The sequence below is a fragment of the Scandinavium sp. genome (assembly GCF_036271055.1).
Classification (GTDB): Bacteria; Pseudomonadota; Gammaproteobacteria; order Enterobacterales; family Enterobacteriaceae; genus Scandinavium.
The window spans coordinates 183,773-201,101 of record NZ_DATBBJ010000099.1 but is presented as its reverse complement, the minus strand read 5'-3'; the positions used below and the strand labels follow the sequence as shown (position 1 = coordinate 201,101).

The 17,329-nt window shown below is 53.4% G+C and carries 17 protein-coding genes; 5 read left to right on the top strand and 12 right to left on the bottom strand.

The window, feature by feature from the left end; translation table 11 throughout:
• Positions 1-47 precede the first annotated feature (47 nt).
• From argD to ppiA, 5 genes are all read right to left on the bottom strand, one after another.
• On the bottom strand, positions 48-1,265 hold the full coding sequence (argD, locus tag VH187_RS20945; protein ID WP_329703364.1) for a bifunctional acetylornithine/succinyldiaminopimelate transaminase: 1,218 nt from the start codon (positions 1,263-1,265) through the stop codon (positions 48-50).
• A gap of 79 nt (positions 1,266-1,344) precedes the next feature.
• The gene (pabA, locus tag VH187_RS20940; RefSeq protein WP_329703363.1) at positions 1,345-1,908 is read right to left on the bottom strand and encodes an aminodeoxychorismate synthase component 2; all 564 of its coding nucleotides are present in this window, start codon (positions 1,906-1,908) and stop codon (positions 1,345-1,347) included.
• 31 nt (positions 1,909-1,939) lie between these two features.
• Positions 1,940-2,542: a putative adenosine monophosphate-protein transferase Fic gene (locus tag VH187_RS20935; protein ID WP_329703362.1), complete on the bottom strand. Its 603-nt coding sequence runs from the start codon at positions 2,540-2,542 to the stop codon at positions 1,940-1,942.
• On the bottom strand, positions 2,532-2,699 hold the full coding sequence (locus VH187_RS20930) for a YhfG family protein (RefSeq protein ID WP_329703361.1): 168 nt from the start codon (positions 2,697-2,699) through the stop codon (positions 2,532-2,534). The genes VH187_RS20935 and VH187_RS20930 overlap by 11 nt, the downstream gene beginning before the upstream one ends.
• A 106-nt stretch (positions 2,700-2,805) precedes the next feature.
• Positions 2,806-3,378, bottom strand: coding sequence for a peptidylprolyl isomerase A (ppiA, locus tag VH187_RS20925; RefSeq protein ID WP_329703360.1), 573 nt, complete (start codon positions 3,376-3,378; stop codon positions 2,806-2,808).
• A 279-nt stretch (positions 3,379-3,657) separates the two neighbouring features.
• On the opposite strand from ppiA, the gene tsgA reads away from it, so the two are divergent.
• Positions 3,658-4,839, top strand: a complete 1,182-nt coding sequence (gene tsgA, locus VH187_RS20920; protein WP_329703359.1) for an MFS transporter TsgA — start codon at positions 3,658-3,660, stop codon at positions 4,837-4,839.
• Between the two features lie 9 nt (positions 4,840-4,848).
• Here tsgA and VH187_RS20915 read toward each other — a convergent pair whose 3' ends face one another.
• Positions 4,849-6,165, bottom strand: coding sequence for a cytosine deaminase (locus VH187_RS20915; RefSeq protein ID WP_329703358.1), 1,317 nt, complete (start codon positions 6,163-6,165; stop codon positions 4,849-4,851).
• Between the two features lie 240 nt (positions 6,166-6,405).
• Between VH187_RS20915 and nirB the strand changes: the two genes are divergently transcribed.
• The 4 genes from nirB to VH187_RS20895 all read left to right on the top strand — a co-directional run bounded on the left by nirB (position 6,406) and on the right by VH187_RS20895 (position 11,243).
• Positions 6,406-8,949 (top strand): nitrite reductase large subunit NirB, encoded by a 2,544-nt coding sequence (gene nirB, locus VH187_RS20910; protein ID WP_329703357.1) that lies wholly within the window; start codon positions 6,406-6,408, stop codon positions 8,947-8,949.
• Entirely contained in the window at positions 8,946-9,272 is a 327-nt protein-coding gene (gene nirD, locus VH187_RS20905) for a nitrite reductase small subunit NirD (RefSeq protein WP_329703356.1), read from the top strand. Before nirB ends, nirD begins: the two co-directional genes overlap by 4 nt.
• A 136-nt stretch (positions 9,273-9,408) precedes the next feature.
• Entirely contained in the window at positions 9,409-10,782 is a 1,374-nt protein-coding gene (cysG, locus tag VH187_RS20900) for a siroheme synthase CysG (RefSeq protein ID WP_329703355.1), read from the top strand.
• 293 nt (positions 10,783-11,075) lie between these two features.
• The gene (locus VH187_RS20895; RefSeq protein ID WP_329703354.1) at positions 11,076-11,243 is read left to right on the top strand and encodes a DUF4223 family protein; all 168 of its coding nucleotides are present in this window, start codon (positions 11,076-11,078) and stop codon (positions 11,241-11,243) included.
• Between the two features lie 64 nt (positions 11,244-11,307).
• Here the strand turns inward: VH187_RS20895 and trpS are convergent, their stop codons facing one another.
• From trpS to aroB, 6 genes are all read right to left on the bottom strand, one after another.
• Complete coding sequence (trpS, locus tag VH187_RS20890) at positions 11,308-12,312, bottom strand: tryptophan--tRNA ligase (RefSeq protein ID WP_329703353.1); 1,005 nt, start codon at positions 12,310-12,312, stop codon at positions 11,308-11,310.
• A complete protein-coding gene (gene gph, locus VH187_RS20885) occupies positions 12,305-13,066 on the bottom strand; it encodes a phosphoglycolate phosphatase (protein ID WP_329703352.1) in 762 nt (253 codons plus the stop codon). Before gph ends, trpS begins: the two co-directional genes overlap by 8 nt.
• Positions 13,059-13,736, bottom strand: coding sequence for a ribulose-phosphate 3-epimerase (gene rpe, locus VH187_RS20880; RefSeq protein ID WP_329703351.1), 678 nt, complete (start codon positions 13,734-13,736; stop codon positions 13,059-13,061). The genes gph and rpe overlap by 8 nt, the downstream gene beginning before the upstream one ends.
• Before the next feature lie 20 nt (positions 13,737-13,756).
• Positions 13,757-14,578, bottom strand: a complete 822-nt coding sequence (gene dam, locus VH187_RS20875; protein ID WP_329703350.1) for an adenine-specific DNA-methyltransferase — start codon at positions 14,576-14,578, stop codon at positions 13,757-13,759.
• Positions 14,579-14,696: 118 nt separating this feature from the next.
• Positions 14,697-16,004 (bottom strand): cell division protein DamX, encoded by a 1,308-nt coding sequence (damX, locus tag VH187_RS20870; protein ID WP_329703349.1) that lies wholly within the window; start codon positions 16,002-16,004, stop codon positions 14,697-14,699.
• Positions 16,005-16,092: 88 nt separating this feature from the next.
• A complete protein-coding gene (aroB, locus tag VH187_RS20865) occupies positions 16,093-17,181 on the bottom strand; it encodes a 3-dehydroquinate synthase (protein WP_329703348.1) in 1,089 nt (362 codons plus the stop codon).
• Positions 17,182-17,329: the final 148 nt, after the last annotated feature.

Sequence of the window (17,329 nt, the reverse complement as noted above, 5' to 3'; positions counted from 1 at the left end):
ACTGACTGTTGTATGTCAGGCAAGCGTGTACACCGCCGGGCAAATAATTAGCCAACGATCTTCTTCACCGCCGTAGCAAAACGCGTCATCCCTTCGTCGATATCAGCATTTTCCACCACCAGCGATGGCGCGAAGCGCATGACGTCTGGCCCGGCATTCAGCACCATCACACCTTCTTGTGCCGCCGCATGCAGGAAATCACGCGCGCGGCCTTTGTACTGCGGTTTCAGTTCCGCACCAATCAGCAAGCCCATGCCGCGCACATCACTAAACACGTCCAGTTCAGCATCAATCTGCTGTAGGTGTTTCACAAACAGCTCGCGTTTAGCGTTCACACCGTTTAAAACTCCCGGCGTGTTGATGATATCGAATGCTGCGCCAGCCACGGCACAGGCTAAAGGATTGCCGCCGTAGGTGGAACCGTGTGACCCGACGTGGAATGCGCTGGCAATCTCTTCGGTCGTCAACATAGCGCTCACCGGGAAACCGCCGCCAAGTGCTTTGGCGCTGGTCAGAATATCCGGCGTCACACCGTAATGCTGATAAGCAAACAGCGAACCGGTACGACCCATTCCGCATTGCACTTCATCAAACACCAGCAGCGCCTGGTGTTCATCGCACAGTTCGCGTAATCCTTTGAGGAACTCCGGTGTCGCCGCTGTCACACCGCCCTCACCCTGGATCGGCTCGACAACAACCGCGCAGGTATGGTCATCCATCACCGCTTTTACCGCATGTAGATCGTTGAAAGGCACATGAATAATATCGGCAGGTTTTGGCCCAAAGCCGTCGGAATACTTTGGCTGACCGCCGACAGAAACGGTGAACAGCGAACGTCCATGGAACGCATTGTGGAAGGCAATGATATTGGTTTTGTACGGGCTGTGGCGAGTAGAAGCGTAGTAACGAGCCAGTTTAAATGCGGTTTCGTTCGCTTCAGTGCCGGAGTTCATAAACACCACGCGCTCGGCAAAGGTTGAGGCGACCAGTTTACGGCCCAGGCGTAACGCTGGTTCGTTAGTAAACACGTTGCTGGTGTGCCACAGAGTTTCGCCCTGCGTTTTCAGCGCTTCCACCAGCGCTGGATGACAATGCCCCAGCGCAGTGACTGCAATTCCCCCGGCAAAATCAACATACTCTTTGCCCTGCTGATCCCACACGCGGCTGCCTTTGCCCTTCACGGGAATAAACTCAGCGGGAGCATAAATAGGCAGGATTACTTCATCAAATGTGGCACGGGTAATTGCAGCTTGTTCAGTCGCCATGACAATCCTCTTACGCAGCAATGATTATGAAAATATAATCACGAAATATGCATAATAAATCACATCATAGCAAGGCGAATTATCGTTTCAGAAAGTTTTCGAGCAGTTGATGGCCCTGCTCGCTGAGGATGCTTTCCGGGTGGAACTGCACCCCTTCCAGATCCCACTCACGGTGACGAACCCCCATGATTTCACCGCTTTCACTTTGCGCGGTTATCTCGAACTCAACGGGTAAAGTGGGTGGGTCAATCACCAAAGAATGATAGCGGGTCACGGTCAGCGGGTTATTCAGCCCGGTAAAAACGCCTTTACCGGTATGCGTTATTGGTGACGTTTTCCCGTGCATCACTTTGGCGGCTCGAACAATAGTTGCGCCAAATACCTGGGCAATCGCCTGATGCCCAAGGCAGACGCCAAGAATGGGCGTTTTCCCCGCGTAATGGCGAATCACGTCGAGCGAAACGCCAGACTCATCCGGCGTGCAAGGGCCGGGTGAAATAACGATTTTGGCAGGAGACAGCCGGGCGATGTCATCCAGCGTGATGTCATCGTTTCGCCTGACCAGCACCTCTGCGCCCAGTTCACAAAAATACTGGTAGAGGTTCCAGGTAAACGAATCGTAGTTATCAATAAGCAGGATCATAGCGGCTCCGGTGACAGCAAACCGCGCTATTCTACTCAGTTTCCTGCGCTTCGCTCACCACTTTAGTGAACAGCGTAATCAATGGCTGCAATTCCCCCATCGCCCCACTCTGATTCGCCGCACTCCATTTTTCAGGCGTGATGTCATCCCAGTGCAATACATACCCGGCGTGAATGGCTAACTGTTCAAAGAAAATCCGCTGCGCCAGCCCATTTCCCAACCGGAAAGGGTGCAGCACGTTGATTTCACAATAGTAGTGTGCCAGGCGAGGGATAAACTCGTCACGCGCTAATCCAGCCAGCCAGGCCTCTTCTTCAAGATCACGCATCAGCGCATTGCCCTCTTTCTCAATCCAGGCAAAGTGGCAAAATGGCGTGTCGCCCTGGTAAATATCGATCTCACGGTATTTGCCCGCCCAATCGAAAACATCCTGGTACAACTCGTGGTGAATGGCACAGAGATACGGCAACCCGCGAACCTTAGGGCCGAGAGCCAGCGTCGCGGCGCGTAACGAAGTCAACTCATACGCCGCCTGTTCCAGCCGATGGGCTTCGTGAATGTCCAGACGATTACGCATCACATTCAGGCCAGGGTAGAGATAGGGGTCGCGATCGTCGCCGATTTTATCGCTCATAGTGCCTCCTGAGTTCTTCAACACGGATTAAAGCTTCGGCGCTGCTCAGCGTGACCAATGGCGTATCGACACCTTCTAAACGGCGGCTGGCCTGAAAATTAGCATTGCGTGTTTTCTCCCAGAGGCGGGATTTTTGTTTGTCGGTGAGCTTTTTCATCTGGACCTCCCTGACGGTTCCCCTTTTGCCACAAGTATAAGCAGCAATTTCAGGTTACGCAGAGAGGCCAGCACAACACGGACCCGGCGGCCCGTGTCAGGAAGGATTACGGCAGGACTTTCGCAGAGAGGATAACTACCGGTTTTGTTGGCACATTCTGGTATGGACCCACGTCATGAGAAGCGACCTGAGAAATTTTATCCACGACATCCATGCCTTTCACAACTTTACCAAATACCGCATAGCCAAAATCACGTTGACCGTGGTCGAGGAATGCGTTGTCTGCAACGTTGATAAAGAACTGGCTTGTTGCGCTGTCTTTATCGGCGGTACGCGCCATAGAGACGGTGCCACGGGTATTACGCAGGCCATTGTCGCCTTCGTTTTTAATCGGAGGATTCGGCTGCTTCTGTTGCATTTGCTCAGTGAAGCCACCGCCCTGAATCATAAAGCCCGGGATCACGCGATGGAAAGTGGTGTTGTTATAGAAACCACTGTTCACATAACTTACGAAGTTCTCAACGGAAATCGGGGCTTTCTGGCTGTTCAGCTCCAGCTCAATGTTACCGGCAGAAGTGGTCAGCAGCACGTGCGGATCTGCTTTCGCAGCCATAACAGCCGGAGAGATCGCCGAAATTGCAAATACAGCCGCCACGGCAGCCAGAGTAGATTTGAGCATGTGAATTCCTTAAACGGGAATGAGAGAGCCTGCGAATCGCTTGATTCTAAAAGGCTCTCGACTCTCAGACCAGCCTTTTACTTAAGTTTACGAAATAGAAACAATTGTAACCTGGAGATTTTGAATTATCTCATCAACACAACGTGACCGTCATCGCATGACACTCGGATTAATTTCATAACTTTCAGAATAAACCTTTGCCTGGGTCACTATAATGCATAAAATCTGCCCTCCTCACGCAGTGTCAATGCGTTTTACCGTTCTATTCACAGGCCAGTCATGACTAACAGCAATCGCATCAAGCTCACATGGATCAGCTTCTTCTCCTACGCCCTTACCGGCGCGTTGGTGATCGTCACCGGGATGGTGATGGGAAATATCGCAGATTATTTCCATCTGCCAGTTTCCAGCATGAGTAACACCTTCACCTTCCTCAACGCCGGTATTTTGATCTCCATTTTCCTGAATGCCTGGCTGATGGAAATCGTGCCGCTGAAAACGCAGCTGCGCTTCGGTTTCATCCTGATGCTCATTGCCATTGCCGGGCTGATGACCACTCATAGCCTCGCCCTATTTTCAGCTTCGATGTTTGTACTCGGGCTGGTGAGTGGCATCACCATGTCCATCGGGACGTTCCTCATCACTCACCTGTATGAAGGCCGTCAACGCGGCGCACGTCTGCTGTTTACCGACTCCTTCTTTAGCATGGCAGGGATGATTTTCCCGATGGTCGCGGCTTATTTGCTGGCGCGCAGCATCGAGTGGTATTGGGTGTATGCGTGCATCGGGCTGGTGTATGTTGCGATTTTCGCGCTGACTTTCGGCTGCGACTTCCCGGTATTGGGCAAAAAAGCCGAGCCAAACTCGCAGCCAGTGGCAAAAGAGAAATGGGGCATCGGCGTGCTGTTCCTGTCTATTGCTGCGCTCTGTTATATCCTCGGGCAGTTGGGCTTTATTTCCTGGGTGCCGGAATACGCTAAAGGTCTGGGCATGAGCCTGGGCGATGCAGGACAACTGGTGAGTGATTTCTGGATGTCTTACATGCTGGGCATGTGGGCGTTTAGCTTCATTCTGCGCTTCTTCGATTTGCAGCGCATTCTGACCGCACTCGCGGGCCTCGCGACCGTGATGATGTATCTGTTCATCAACGGGTCGCCGGAGCATATGCCGTGGTTCATTATGACCCTGGGCTTCTTCTCCAGCGCCATTTATACCTCGATCATCACCCTCGGATCTTTGCAGACCAAAGTCGCTTCGCCGAAACTGGTGAACTTCGTGCTGACCTGCGGCACCATCGGCACCATGTTGACCTTCGTGGTCACCGGCCCGATTGTGGCCCACAGCGGTCCGCTGGCTGCGTTGCACACCGCGAATGGCCTGTACGCCGTGGTGTTCGTGATGTGCATCGTGCTCGGCTTTGTGAGCCGCCACCGCCAGAATAGCGCGGCAGCGAACCACTAAGTTAAGACGCTACGCCCCTTTGCGCTCGCCAAAGGGGCTGTTTCTCGTAAAGAACAGCTCTTCCCCGCCGTTATCCATCTGCACCCAGGTTTGCGCCAGTTGTGTCGTCGCAACCACTCGCCCCTGGCGAATTGACCAACGTACCGGCACCTGACAACGCACCGCTTCAAAACCATTTTCCGCAGGCAGAATAATCAGGTTCGCCGCATTCCCCACTTCGATACCGTAATCCGTCAGGCCAAACGTGCGCGCGCTGTTATGCGTAATCAGGTTCAGTCCATCGTTAATTTGCTGATAGCCCATCATTTGACACACATGCAGGCCCATGTGCAGCACCTGGAGCATATTGCCCGTACCCAGCGGATACCACGGGTCAAACACGTCATCATGACCAAAACAGACGTTGATGCCCGCGCCGAGCAACTCTTTTACCCGCGTAATGCCCCGGCGTTTCGGGTAGTCATCAAACCGCCCTTGTAAGTGAATATTCACTAGCGGGTTCGCCACGAAGTTAATGCCCGACAACTTCAGCAGGCGAAATAGTCGTGATGTGTACGCGCCGTTATAAGAGTGCATCGCCGTGGTATGGCTGGCGGTCACGCGCGGGCCAATCCCTTCTTTCAACGCCAGCGCCGCTACGGTTTCGACGAAGCGTGACTGCTCGTCGTCGATTTCATCGCAGTGGATATCCAGCGGGCGGTCATATTTCTTCGCCAGTGCGAAAGCGATGTGCAGCGACTCTACGCCATATTCACGGGTAAATTCGAAATGCGGGATAGCGCCCACGACATCTGCACCAAGCTCAAGCGCCTTTTCCAGCAGCGCCGCGCCATCGGGATACGAAAGGATGCCTTCCTGTGGAAACGCGACAATCTGTAAATCAATCCACGGCGCGACTTCCTGTTTCACCTCGAGCATCGCTTTCAGCGCAGTCAGCGTCGGGTCGGAAACATCCACATGGGTGCGTACAAACTGGATGCCGTTGGCAATCTGCCACTTCAGCGTTTTCCACGCCCGCGCTTTAACATCCTCATGAGTGAGCATCGCTTTGCGTTCGGCCCAGCGCTCAATCCCTTCAAACAGTGTGCCGGACTGATTCCAGTTCGGTTCACCTGCCGTCTGAGTGGTATCCAAATGAATGTGAGGTTCAATAAAAGGGGGTATAGCAAGACCGCCACGAGCGTTCAGCACTTCTAAACTTTCATGCCGCGCTTCGCCCATAGGCGCTATCGACTGAAATCGTCCATTTTCGATCCCTAACTGCCACAATCCTTCACGCCCTGGCAGGCGCACGTTTTCGATTAACCATAACGGTGTCGCACCCATCTTTTACTCTCCCGGAATCGGCGTGTTGACGCCCTAATTCATTTTTAGGTTAAAACCCGCACTTTTTGTACATTATTTAATCACACCAGAAAAGTCTGGCATTTCCGATACTTAGAAAAATCCTGACAAATCAAGCAACTACTCATTAAGGGGTAGGTTAGGTCGTATTTGATTCACATCAATAAGTAGCGGTGCTGAATCGTTAAGGTAGGCGGTAATAGAAAAGAAATCGAGGCAAAAATGAGCAAAGTCAGACTCGCTATTATCGGTAACGGCATGGTCGGCCACCGCTTTATTGAGGATATTCTCGATAAAGCGCCTGCAGACCAGTTTGAAATTACCGTCTTCTGTGAAGAACCCCGCATCGCCTATGACCGCGTCCATCTTTCATCTTACTTCTCTCATCACACGGCGGAAGAACTTTCGCTGGTGCGTGAAGGGTTTTATGAAAAGCATGGCGTAAAAGTTCTGATTGGCGAGCGCGCTATCACCATTAACCGTCAGGAAAAGGTGATTCACTCAAGTGCGGGTCGTTCTGTATTTTACGACAAACTGATTATGGCGACCGGTTCTTATCCGTGGATCCCGCCGATCAAAGGCTCTGAAACACAGGATTGCTTTGTTTACCGTACCATCGAAGACCTGAACGCCATTGAAGCCTGCGCACGTCGCAGCAAACGTGGCGTAGTAGTCGGCGGCGGTCTGCTCGGCCTGGAAGCGGCGGGCGCGCTGAAAAACCTCGGTGTCGAAACACACGTTATCGAATTTGCCCCAATGCTGATGGCAGAACAGCTCGACCCAATGGGCGGCGACCAGCTGAAGCGCAAAATCGAAAGTATGGGCGTGCGCGTTCATACCAATAAAAATACCAAAGAGATCGTTCAGGAAGGCACCGAAGGCCGTAAAACCATGCGCTTTGCCGATGGCAGCGAGCTGGAAATCGACTTCGTGGTCTTCTCCACCGGTATCCGTCCACGCGACAAACTGGCGACCCAATGCGGCCTGGCAACCGGTCAGCGCGGCGGGATCATGGTGAACGATACCTGTCAGACCTCTGACCCGGATATCTACGCTATCGGTGAATGTGCTAGCTGGAACAACCGCGTGTACGGTCTGGTGGCACCTGGCTACAAAATGGCGCAGGTGGCGGTCGATCATATCCTCGGTAAAGCCAATGCATTCGAAGGCGCAGATCTCAGTGCTAAACTGAAACTGCTCGGCGTAGACGTCGGCGGTATTGGGGACGCACACGGTCGCACTCCGGGCGCACGCAGCTACGTCTATCTCGACGAGAGCAAAGAAGTCTACAAACGCCTGATCGTCAGCCCTGACAATAAAATTCTGCTCGGCGCGGTGTTGGTTGGCGATACCAGCGACTTCGGCAACCTGCAACAGTTGGTGCTGAACGCCATTGAACTGCCGGAAAACCCGGATGCGTTGATCCTGCCTGCGCACGCTGCGGGCGGCAAACCGGCTATCGGCGTAGACAAACTGCCTGATAGCGCGCAAATCTGCTCCTGCTTCGACGTCACCAAAGGCAATCTGATCAGCGCCATCAACAAGGGCTGTCATACTGTTGCGGCACTGAAAGCCGAAACCAAAGCCGGCACCGGCTGCGGTGGCTGTATTCCGCTGGTGACGCAGGTGCTGAACGCCGAACTGGCGAAACAGGGCATCGAAGTGAACAACAACCTGTGCGAACACTTCGCGTTTTCGCGCCAGGAGCTGTACCACCTGATCCGCGTGGAAGGCATTAAATCCTTCGGCGAACTGCTGAAAAAATACGGCAAAGGCTACGGCTGCGAAGTCTGTAAACCAACTATCGGTTCTCTGCTGGCCTCTTGCTGGAATGAGTACATCCTCAAACCAGAACACACGCCACTACAGGACACCAACGATAACTTCCTCGCCAACATCCAGAAAGACGGCACCTACTCGGTGATCCCACGTTCTGCCGGTGGCGAAATCACGCCAGACGGGCTGATGGCCGTGGGTCGTATCGCCCAGGAATTTAATCTTTACACCAAAATCACCGGTTCTCAGCGTATCGGCCTGTTCGGCGCGCAAAAAGACGATCTGCCGGAAATCTGGCGTCAGCTGATTGATGCAGGTTTCGAAACCGGTCACGCGTATGCAAAAGCGCTGCGTATGGCGAAAACCTGTGTCGGCAGCACCTGGTGTCGTTACGGCGTGGGTGACAGCGTGGGCTTCGGCGTTGAGCTGGAAAACCGCTACAAAGGCATTCGTACCCCGCACAAAATGAAGTTCGGCGTTTCCGGTTGTACCCGTGAATGTGCGGAAGCACAGGGCAAAGACGTGGGCATCATCGCCACCGAAAAAGGCTGGAACCTGTACGTCTGTGGCAACGGCGGCATGAAACCGCGCCACGCGGATCTGCTGGCCGCCGATCTCGACAAAGAGACGCTGATCAAATACCTCGACCGCTTCATGATGTTCTACATCCGTACTGCCGACAAACTGACGCGTACCGCGCCGTGGCTCGATAACCTCGAAGGCGGCATCGACTACCTGAAAGCGGTGATCATCAACGATAAACTCGGCCTGAACGATCATCTGGAAGAAGAGCTGAACCGTCTGCGCGAAGCCTTTGCCTGTGAATGGACTGAAACCGTGAATAACCCAGCCGCTCAGGGTCGTTTCCAGCACTTCGTCAACAGCGCCCAGCGCGACCCGAACGTGCAGGTTGTCCCTGAACGTGAACAGCATCGTCCGGCTACGCCGTACGAACGTATCCCGGTAACTCTGGTGGAGGAAAACGTATGAGCCAGTGGATAGATATCTGCAACATCGACGCCATCCTGCCTGCTACTGGCGTCTGTGCGCTGCTCGGCCAGCAACAGGTCGCGATTTTCCGCCCGCATCACGACGAGCAGGTTTTTGCTATCAGCAACATTGACCCGTTCTTCGGTTCCAGCGTGCTGTCCCGTGGCCTGATCGCTGAACATAACGGCGAACTGTGGGTCGCCAGCCCGCTGAAAAAACAGCGTTTCCGTCTCAGCGACGGCCTGTGCATGGAAGACGAAAGCCACTCAGTGAAGCACTACGACGCCCGCGTGAAGGACGGCAAGGTGCAGCTCAAGGCTTAACCCCCAGCCTTTTCAATATGAAAGGCTTATGACTCCTTATGGGTAACGGCAGGAAAAATCGTATGTTCTGAACGATCCCTGCTGTTATCCTGACGTCAATTCTTACCCCCCTCCATGAATGCTGCGAGGTAACGTCGTGGATCACTTACCCATTTTCTGCCAACTGCGCGCCCGCGACTGTCTATTAGTCGGCGGTGGTGATGTGGCTGAGCGTAAAGCCCGTCTGTTGCTCGACGCGGGCGCACGTCTGACCGTTAACGCCCTGGACTTTGTGCCACAGTTTCGCGTGTGGGCCGACAGCGGAATGCTAACGCTGGTAGGAGGTGAGTTTGATGCGCGGCTACTCGATAAAAGCTGGCTGGCGATAGCTGCCACCGACGACGATGCGGTAAACGCTCGCGTCAGCGCAGAAGCAGAACAGCGCCGCATCTTCTGTAACGTGGTCGATGCGCCGAAACAGGCGAGTTTCATCATGCCGTCCATCATCGACCGCTCACCACTGATGGTGGCCGTTTCTTCTGGCGGTACATCGCCCGTATTGGCGCGTCTGCTGCGGGAAAAACTCGAAGCCATACTGCCGCAACATCTCGGGCAGGTTGCCCAGTTTGCCGGTCAGTTGCGTGGGCGAGTGAAAAAACAGTTCGCCAATGTCGGCGAGCGCCGTCGTTTCTGGGAAAAACTGTTTGTGAATGATCGCCTGGCACAGTCGCTGGCGAATCAGGATCAACAGGCGGTAACAGAAACCACTGAACAGCTCCTCAGCGAGCCGCTGGAAAAACGCGGTGAAGTCGTGCTGGTCGGTGCCGGACCTGGCGATGCCGGGTTGTTGACACTGAAAGGGCTGCAGCAAATTCAGCAAGCAGACATCGTGGTATACGACCGTCTGGTTTCAGACGAGATTATGAATCTGGTGCGCCGCGATGCAGACCGCGTATTTGTCGGCAAACGCGCGGGCTATCACTGTGTTCCACAGGAAGAAATTAACCAGATCTTGCTGCGTGAAGCGCAAAAAGGGAAACGCGTGGTGCGGCTGAAAGGCGGCGATCCGTTTATCTTTGGTCGCGGCGGCGAAGAGCTGGAAACCTTATGCAATGCCGGGATCCCCTTCTCCGTGGTGCCGGGTATCACAGCCGCTTCGGGTTGCTCCGCCTACGCGGGCATACCCTTGACGCATCGCGACTATGCTCAAAGTGTGCGCCTGGTGACGGGTCACCTAAAAACCGGGGCAGAACTGGACTGGCATAATTTGGCCGCAGAGAAGCAAACTCTGGTGTTCTATATGGGGCTGAATCAGGCCGCGACGATTCAGGAAAAACTGGTCGAGCACGGGATGCCGCTTGATATGCCTGTCGCGCTGGTGGAAAACGGTACTGCAGTCACTCAGCGCGTAGTCAGTGGCGAACTTTCGCAATTGAGCGAATTAGCGCAACAGGTTGCCAGCCCGGCGTTAATCATCGTAGGCCGTGTCGTTTCACTGCGAGAGAAATTAAACTGGTTTTCGAATCACTAAACTAAAACGCGCCCGATAACATTTCGTTTATCGGGCCAATGAATGGATGCCAATCCAATTACACTAGCCTTTCTAAATTTGCACTCACCAATACCTTCACCTAATTTATATTTACCGACAATATCATTCACGTAAATGCTATATCCGGATCCGGACCTGCGAGAATATGAATAGTCATTGTCGCCGCACGCATAATTCCTTAAATTCACACGCCGCCCATGATGAAAGCGTTACTACTTCCGCGAAAACATCATTGCGTCATAACTTACTTAGTTTAATTAAGGGATTAACCGATGAAAAACATGATCAAAATGGCTGCATTACTGGCTGCGCTCAGCACACTGACTGCATGTACTGGCCACGTTGAAAACAAAAACAAAACCTGTAGCTACGACTATTTACTGCACCCAGCGATTTCTATTTCTAAAATCATCGGCGGCTGCGGCCCGGCAGCAGAATAATATTTACTGCCTTCGTACAAATAAAAAACCGGGATTTTCCCGGTTTTTTTTATTCTTCGATTAATTACGGCTTAGCCACAAAACCAATCGCTTCATATACAGCTTTCAATGTTTCAGCCGCCTGCGCGCTCGCCTTCTGCGCACCGTCACGCATAATTTTCTGCAACAGCGCATCGTCATTACGGAGGCGGTTATAACGCTCCTGCAATTCGGTCAACATGCCGGAAACCGCTTCGGCAACTTCGCCTTTCAGGTGACCATACATTTTGCCATCAAAATGCTGTTCCAGCTCAGGAATACTCTGCCCGGTCACACCAGAGAGGATATCCAAAAGGTTAGACACGCCCGCTTTGTTCTGCACATCGTAACGAATCACTGGCGGCTCTTCGGAATCAGTCATCGCGCGTTTGATTTTCTTCACGACAGATTTCGGGTCTTCCAGCAGGCCGATGACGTTGTTACGGTTATCGTCAGACTTGGACATTTTCTTAGTCGGCTCCAGCAGCGACATCACGCGCGCACCGGATTTCGGAATGAACGGCTCAGGCACTTTGAACACATCGCCGTAGATGGCGTTGAAGCGCTGGGCGATATCGCGGCTCAGTTCCAGATGCTGTTTCTGATCTTCGCCCACCGGCACCTGATTAGTCTGATACAGAAGAATATCTGCGGCCATCAGTACCGGATAGTCAAACAGGCCGGCATTGATGTTCTCTGAATAACGCGCTGACTTGTCTTTGAACTGCGTCATGCGGCTCAGTTCACCGAAATAGGTGTAGCAGTTCAGCGCCCAGCCAAGTTGTGCGTGCTCTGGTACATGAGACTGAACAAAGATGGTGCTCTTCTCAGGATCGATGCCGCAGGCCAGATACAGCGCCAGCGTATCCAGCGTGGCTTTACGCAGCTTCTCGGGATCCTGACGGGCGGTGATCGCATGCAGGTCAACGATGCAGTAGATGCAGTGGTAATCGTCCTGCATGTTTACCCACTGACGCAGCGCACCCATGTAGTTACCAATGGTCAATTCACCTGAGGGCTGTGCGCCACTAAATACGATGGGCTTAGTCATTTTTCACTTCCTGAATTTCACTGTGCGGGAGCCCGAGCGCGGGCAACAAGTCGTTAAAACGGTCAAATACAAAATCGGGGTTGCTGTCGGCAATCGCTTCGCCGTAGTTGTAACCGTAGGTCAGGCCCACAGAACAGCAGCCAGCGGCTTGAGCGGCCTGAATATCGTTGCGTGAATCGCCGACAAACAACAGCGTTTCAGGCGCGAGACCGAGCTTTTCAGCCACCAGCAGCAGCGGTTCAGGATGCGGCTTCTTATTCTGCACGTCATCCCCGCCAACCACGATGGAGAAATATTTGGCGATATCCAACGCTTCCAGAATCGGTGCCACAAACGGCGAGGGTTTGTTGGTCACCAGCGCGAGCGGCAAGCCTTTAGCGTGCAGTGCGCTCAGTGTTTCCATCACCGCCGGGAACAGATAACTGCCCTCTTCGGCAAATTCAGCATAATAGCGGTCAAAGAGTTTACGCAACACGCGCAACTGCTCTTCCTGCGGAATATCGCTGTGATCGACCGACGGTTTACCCTGCGTTTTGCGCAGACTCGCACGCTCCTGGCGCGCCCATTTCAGCGCACGTTCCATCAGAACGTCTGCACCGTTGCCAATCCAGGTTATTACCCGTTCTTCGCCTGCGGTCGGCAGTTCCAGCGCATACAGCGCGTTGTCGACCGCTGCGGTTAATCCTGGCGCGCTGTCGACCAGCGTGCCGTCGAGGTCAAACGCTACGCCCCGAATCGCCTGTAATTTACTCATGACTTACCTTTGCCAGTTCACTGCGCATTTCATCAATCACTTTCTTGTAATCCGGCTGGTCAAAAATGGCCGAGCCAGCAACAAACATATCAGCACCTGCCGCTGCGATTTCACCGATGTTATTGGCTTTCACGCCACCGTCGACTTCCAGACGGATATCTAAACCGGAAACATCAATGCGACGACGTACTTCGCGCAGCTTATCGAGCGTGTGTGGAATGAATGACTGACCGCCAAAACCAGGGTTCACAGACATCAGCAGGATCACATCGAGCTTGTCCATCACGTGATCCAGATAGCTCAACGGCGTTCCTGGATTCAGCACCAGACCCGCTTTACAGCCATGCTCTTTAATCAATTGCAAAGAACGATCGACATGCTCAGAGGCTTCGGGATGGAAAGTGATGATACTGGCACCAGCGGCGGCAAAATCAGGAATGATGCGGTCAACGGGTTTGACCATCAGGTGCACGTCAATCGGGGCGGTGATACCGTAATTGCGCAGTGCTTTGAGCACCATCGGCCCCATCGTCAGATTGGGCACGTAGTGGTTGTCCATCACGTCGAAGTGAACAACATCGCCACCTGCCGCCAGGGCTTTCGCGGTATCTTCACCCAAACGAGCGAAATCGGCCGACAGAATCGAAGGGGCAATCAAATACTGTTTCATCCGCATCTCCTTGAAAACGATTATGGGGTGGCCGGGCTATACAGCGCCAACAGTTCATCCACCTTTTTACGCGTGCCGCCGTTGCTGCTAATGCTGCGGCGAACCTTAACCTGAAAATGTTCTGCTGCTTTGTACCATTCACGCGTATCGGGCGTGTCATGGTTCGAAATTAACACCGGAATTTGTTTGCTGACCAGTTTTTCTGCCATTTTAGCCAAGTGCTTTTGCTGGTCTGGCGTGAAGCTGTTGGTGTGATAAGCGGTAAAATTCGCGGTCGCGGAAAGCGGCGCGTAAGGCGGATCGCAATACACCACCGTATTTTTTTTCGCCATCGCCATGCACGCCTCGTAGGACAAACAATGGAACTCTGCGTTTTGCGCCTTGAGCGCAAAATGGTTCAGTTCAGCTTCCGGGAAGTAGGTTTTTTTATACCGACCAAACGGCACGTTGAATTCGCCTTTCAGGTTATAGCGGCACAACCCGTTATAACCATGCCGATTCAAATACAGAAACAGCACCGCACGGCGCAGTTTGTCGTCACACTGATTGAATTCGGTTCGCAGCTGATAGTAGATTTCGGCATTGTTATTCGCCGGAACGAACATCGCCTGCGCCGCTTTGATGTATTCATCGGTACGCGTTTTGACGATGTTGTAGAGATCAATCAGATCGCTGTTGATATCCGCAAGGATGTATCGGGAATAGCGGGTGTTGAGAAATACAGAACCAGCCCCGACAAAAGGCTCGATCAGACACTCACCTTCCGGCAAATGTTTTTCAATATCGTTCAGCAGTGGGTATTTCCCCCCTGCCCATTTCAAAAAAGCGCGATTTTTTTTCATGCTGTCTGGCTACTTCACTTTCTCCGGCTGAGGAGAAAAGCTCCTGCAGCATCCTGCGCTTAAAACACATTCGCCTTCAGCCCGCAAAAGCAGACTGAAGGCGCTGTGTCATGTACTGCTATTGTTTCAGGTCAGACTGCACCTGATGCAACGGTTTAGCCCACGGGTTTTTCGCCTGGACATCGGCAGGCAGCGCAGTGACGGCGCGTTTCGCTTCGTCTTTTGTCGCATACACACCGCTGACCAGCACATACCATGGCTGACCGTTACGCGTAGTCTGATAGACCACATATTTTTGGATGTTCTCTTTCTTCGCCCAACTGTTCAGATTGTCATAGTTTGACGAACTGCTGAGTTGAAGAGTGTAGTTATTGCCAGAGGCTGATTTCAACGCACCCACATCACCGGCTTGTTTACTCGCTGCCGTTGCTGCCGTAGCGGTAGCGGCTGGCGCTGCGCTCGTTGCCGCCGGTTTCGCGGTGCTGGTTGCCGCAGGTTTTGCCGGTTCCGCCGCTGGTGCGGTCGATTTCACTGGCGCTGCTGCTGCAGTTTCAGTGTGCTTAGGCTGAGAAGCAACCGGCTTAGGCTCGGTAACTTTCGCCGTTGCCTGTGGTTTGCTTTGAGGCTTCGGCTCAATCACCGCGTGTTTACGCTCTGGGCGAGACGTCGCAGCCGGTGTAGTTTCTGTCGTGCTCGTTGCCTGACGTGGCGAGCTACCGTTGCGCACAGGTGCAACCGTTGCAGGTTCTGTCGGCAGCGTGGAATTTGCCACCGCGCTGTCAATTTGGCCTTGCTGCTGAGTCAGGGCAGTGTTCAGATCACCCTGAACTTCTACGCGCTGCTGGCCATCAGGTGCGACGGTGTTCTGGCCCTGAGTTGGGGTTGAGGAAATTGGCGGGAGAGAAACATCCTGCTGCGGATTCGCGGCGGTTTGTCCCGCAGGCGCAGTACCCGGTGCAGGCTGCGCGCCATTAGCCTGATCGGCTGGCGTTCCGTTGTTCGCGGAGAGATCGATGCTCTTCGCGCCGGTAGAGGTTTGTTCGCTGGAAGAAGACGGCGCTTTCAGCGCAGATCCAATCCCGATAATCAGCACCAGCAGAACCAGAATACCCAGGCCCATCATGATGTACTGGCGAGAAGCGGGCTTGCGCGCAGGGACTTTTTTACGTTTACGTGGACGACGCTCCACTTGCTCTTGCGCCTCTTCGTCTTCTTCAGACTCGTAATATTCTTCCTCGTCATGTTCTTCTTCGCGCTCTTCCCGCACTTTGCGGGTACGCGCCGGACGACGCTCATCAGCATCGAGATCAATGTCATCGAAGTTTATCTGCTGATCGTTTTCACGCTCGGAAGATTGACGGGAACGACCAGCACGACGATCGCTGGGATCGGGTTTCAGCTCGTCTTCTGGTTTGAATTCATCCATTTAACACCCCACTAAAAGGCTTATGCCTACGACTCTTGCACATCACCTGAAGTTAAACGCCGCAACGGCGGCATGACTTTCTTATTAGTTACGCCTGCTGACAATCAGCAATAGCGCCAAGAACTACATCGTGCGCAACACCACCACGCACTTCACTTTTGCCAATCGAAAGCGGCAAAACTAAACGCATGTCACCCGCGAGTACCTTTTTATCCCGCATCATGTGCGGCAAGTACGCGTCAGGAGACATTTCGCGCGGGCCGGATACCGGCAGCTTTGCCCGTTCAAGCAAAGCAATAATCCGCTGTGTATCTTTTGCTTCGAACTGACCGAGGCGCTCCGAAGTATGTGCGGCCATCACCATTCCAGCCGCAACGGCTTCACCGTGAAGCCAGTTACCGTAACCCATTTCGGCTTCGATAGCATGACCAAAGGTGTGCCCCAGATTCAGTAAAGCACGTAAGCCTGTTTCGCGCTCGTCTGCGGCAACAACTTCGGCTTTCAGCTCACAACAACGACGAATGCAATACGCCATCGCCGTTTCATCGAGGGCCATCAGCGCTTCAATATTGTTTTCGAGCCAGGAGAAGAATTCTGCATCCAGAATAATGCCGTACTTAATAACTTCAGCAAGACCGGAAGAAAGTTCACGCGCAGGGAGAGTTCTCAGGCAATCAAGATCGATAACGACATTCACCGGTTGCCAGAAGGCACCGATCATGTTTTTACCGAGAGGATGGTTAACCGCCGTTTTGCCGCCGACAGAAGAATCGACCTGCGACAACAGCGTGGTTGGCACCTGAATGAAACGCACGCCGCGCTGGTAGCTTGCGGCCGCAAATCCGGTGAGATCGCCTACCACTCCGCCGCCGAGAGCGACCAGCGTGGTATCACGACCGTGAGGTTTTTGCAGTAACGCCGTGAAGACCGTGTCCATTACTGCGAGCGTTTTGTACTGCTCGCCGTCTGGAATGATCACGCTGTCCACTTTCACGCCCGCCTGTTCCAGCACTGAACGCACCTTGTCCAGATAGACAGGTGCCAGCGTTTCGTTGGTGACCAGCATTGCCTGATCGCCCGACTTCAGTGGCAGGAAAGAAGCTGGATCGTTAAACAAACCAGCCGCGATGGTAATCGGGTAACTACGTTCCCCGAGAGTTACTGTGAGCCTCTCCATAACGCGACGTCCACCTTGGTTACTTGCATGCACTGGCGATGCACACGCAATCCTTCAGGCTGCTTGCTGGTCGGCAGTTTTTGCGCCCCGGTTGCTGACAAATGTCAGCAAGAGTTCACGCCGTTGCCGCCTGGATGCAGCTTGAACG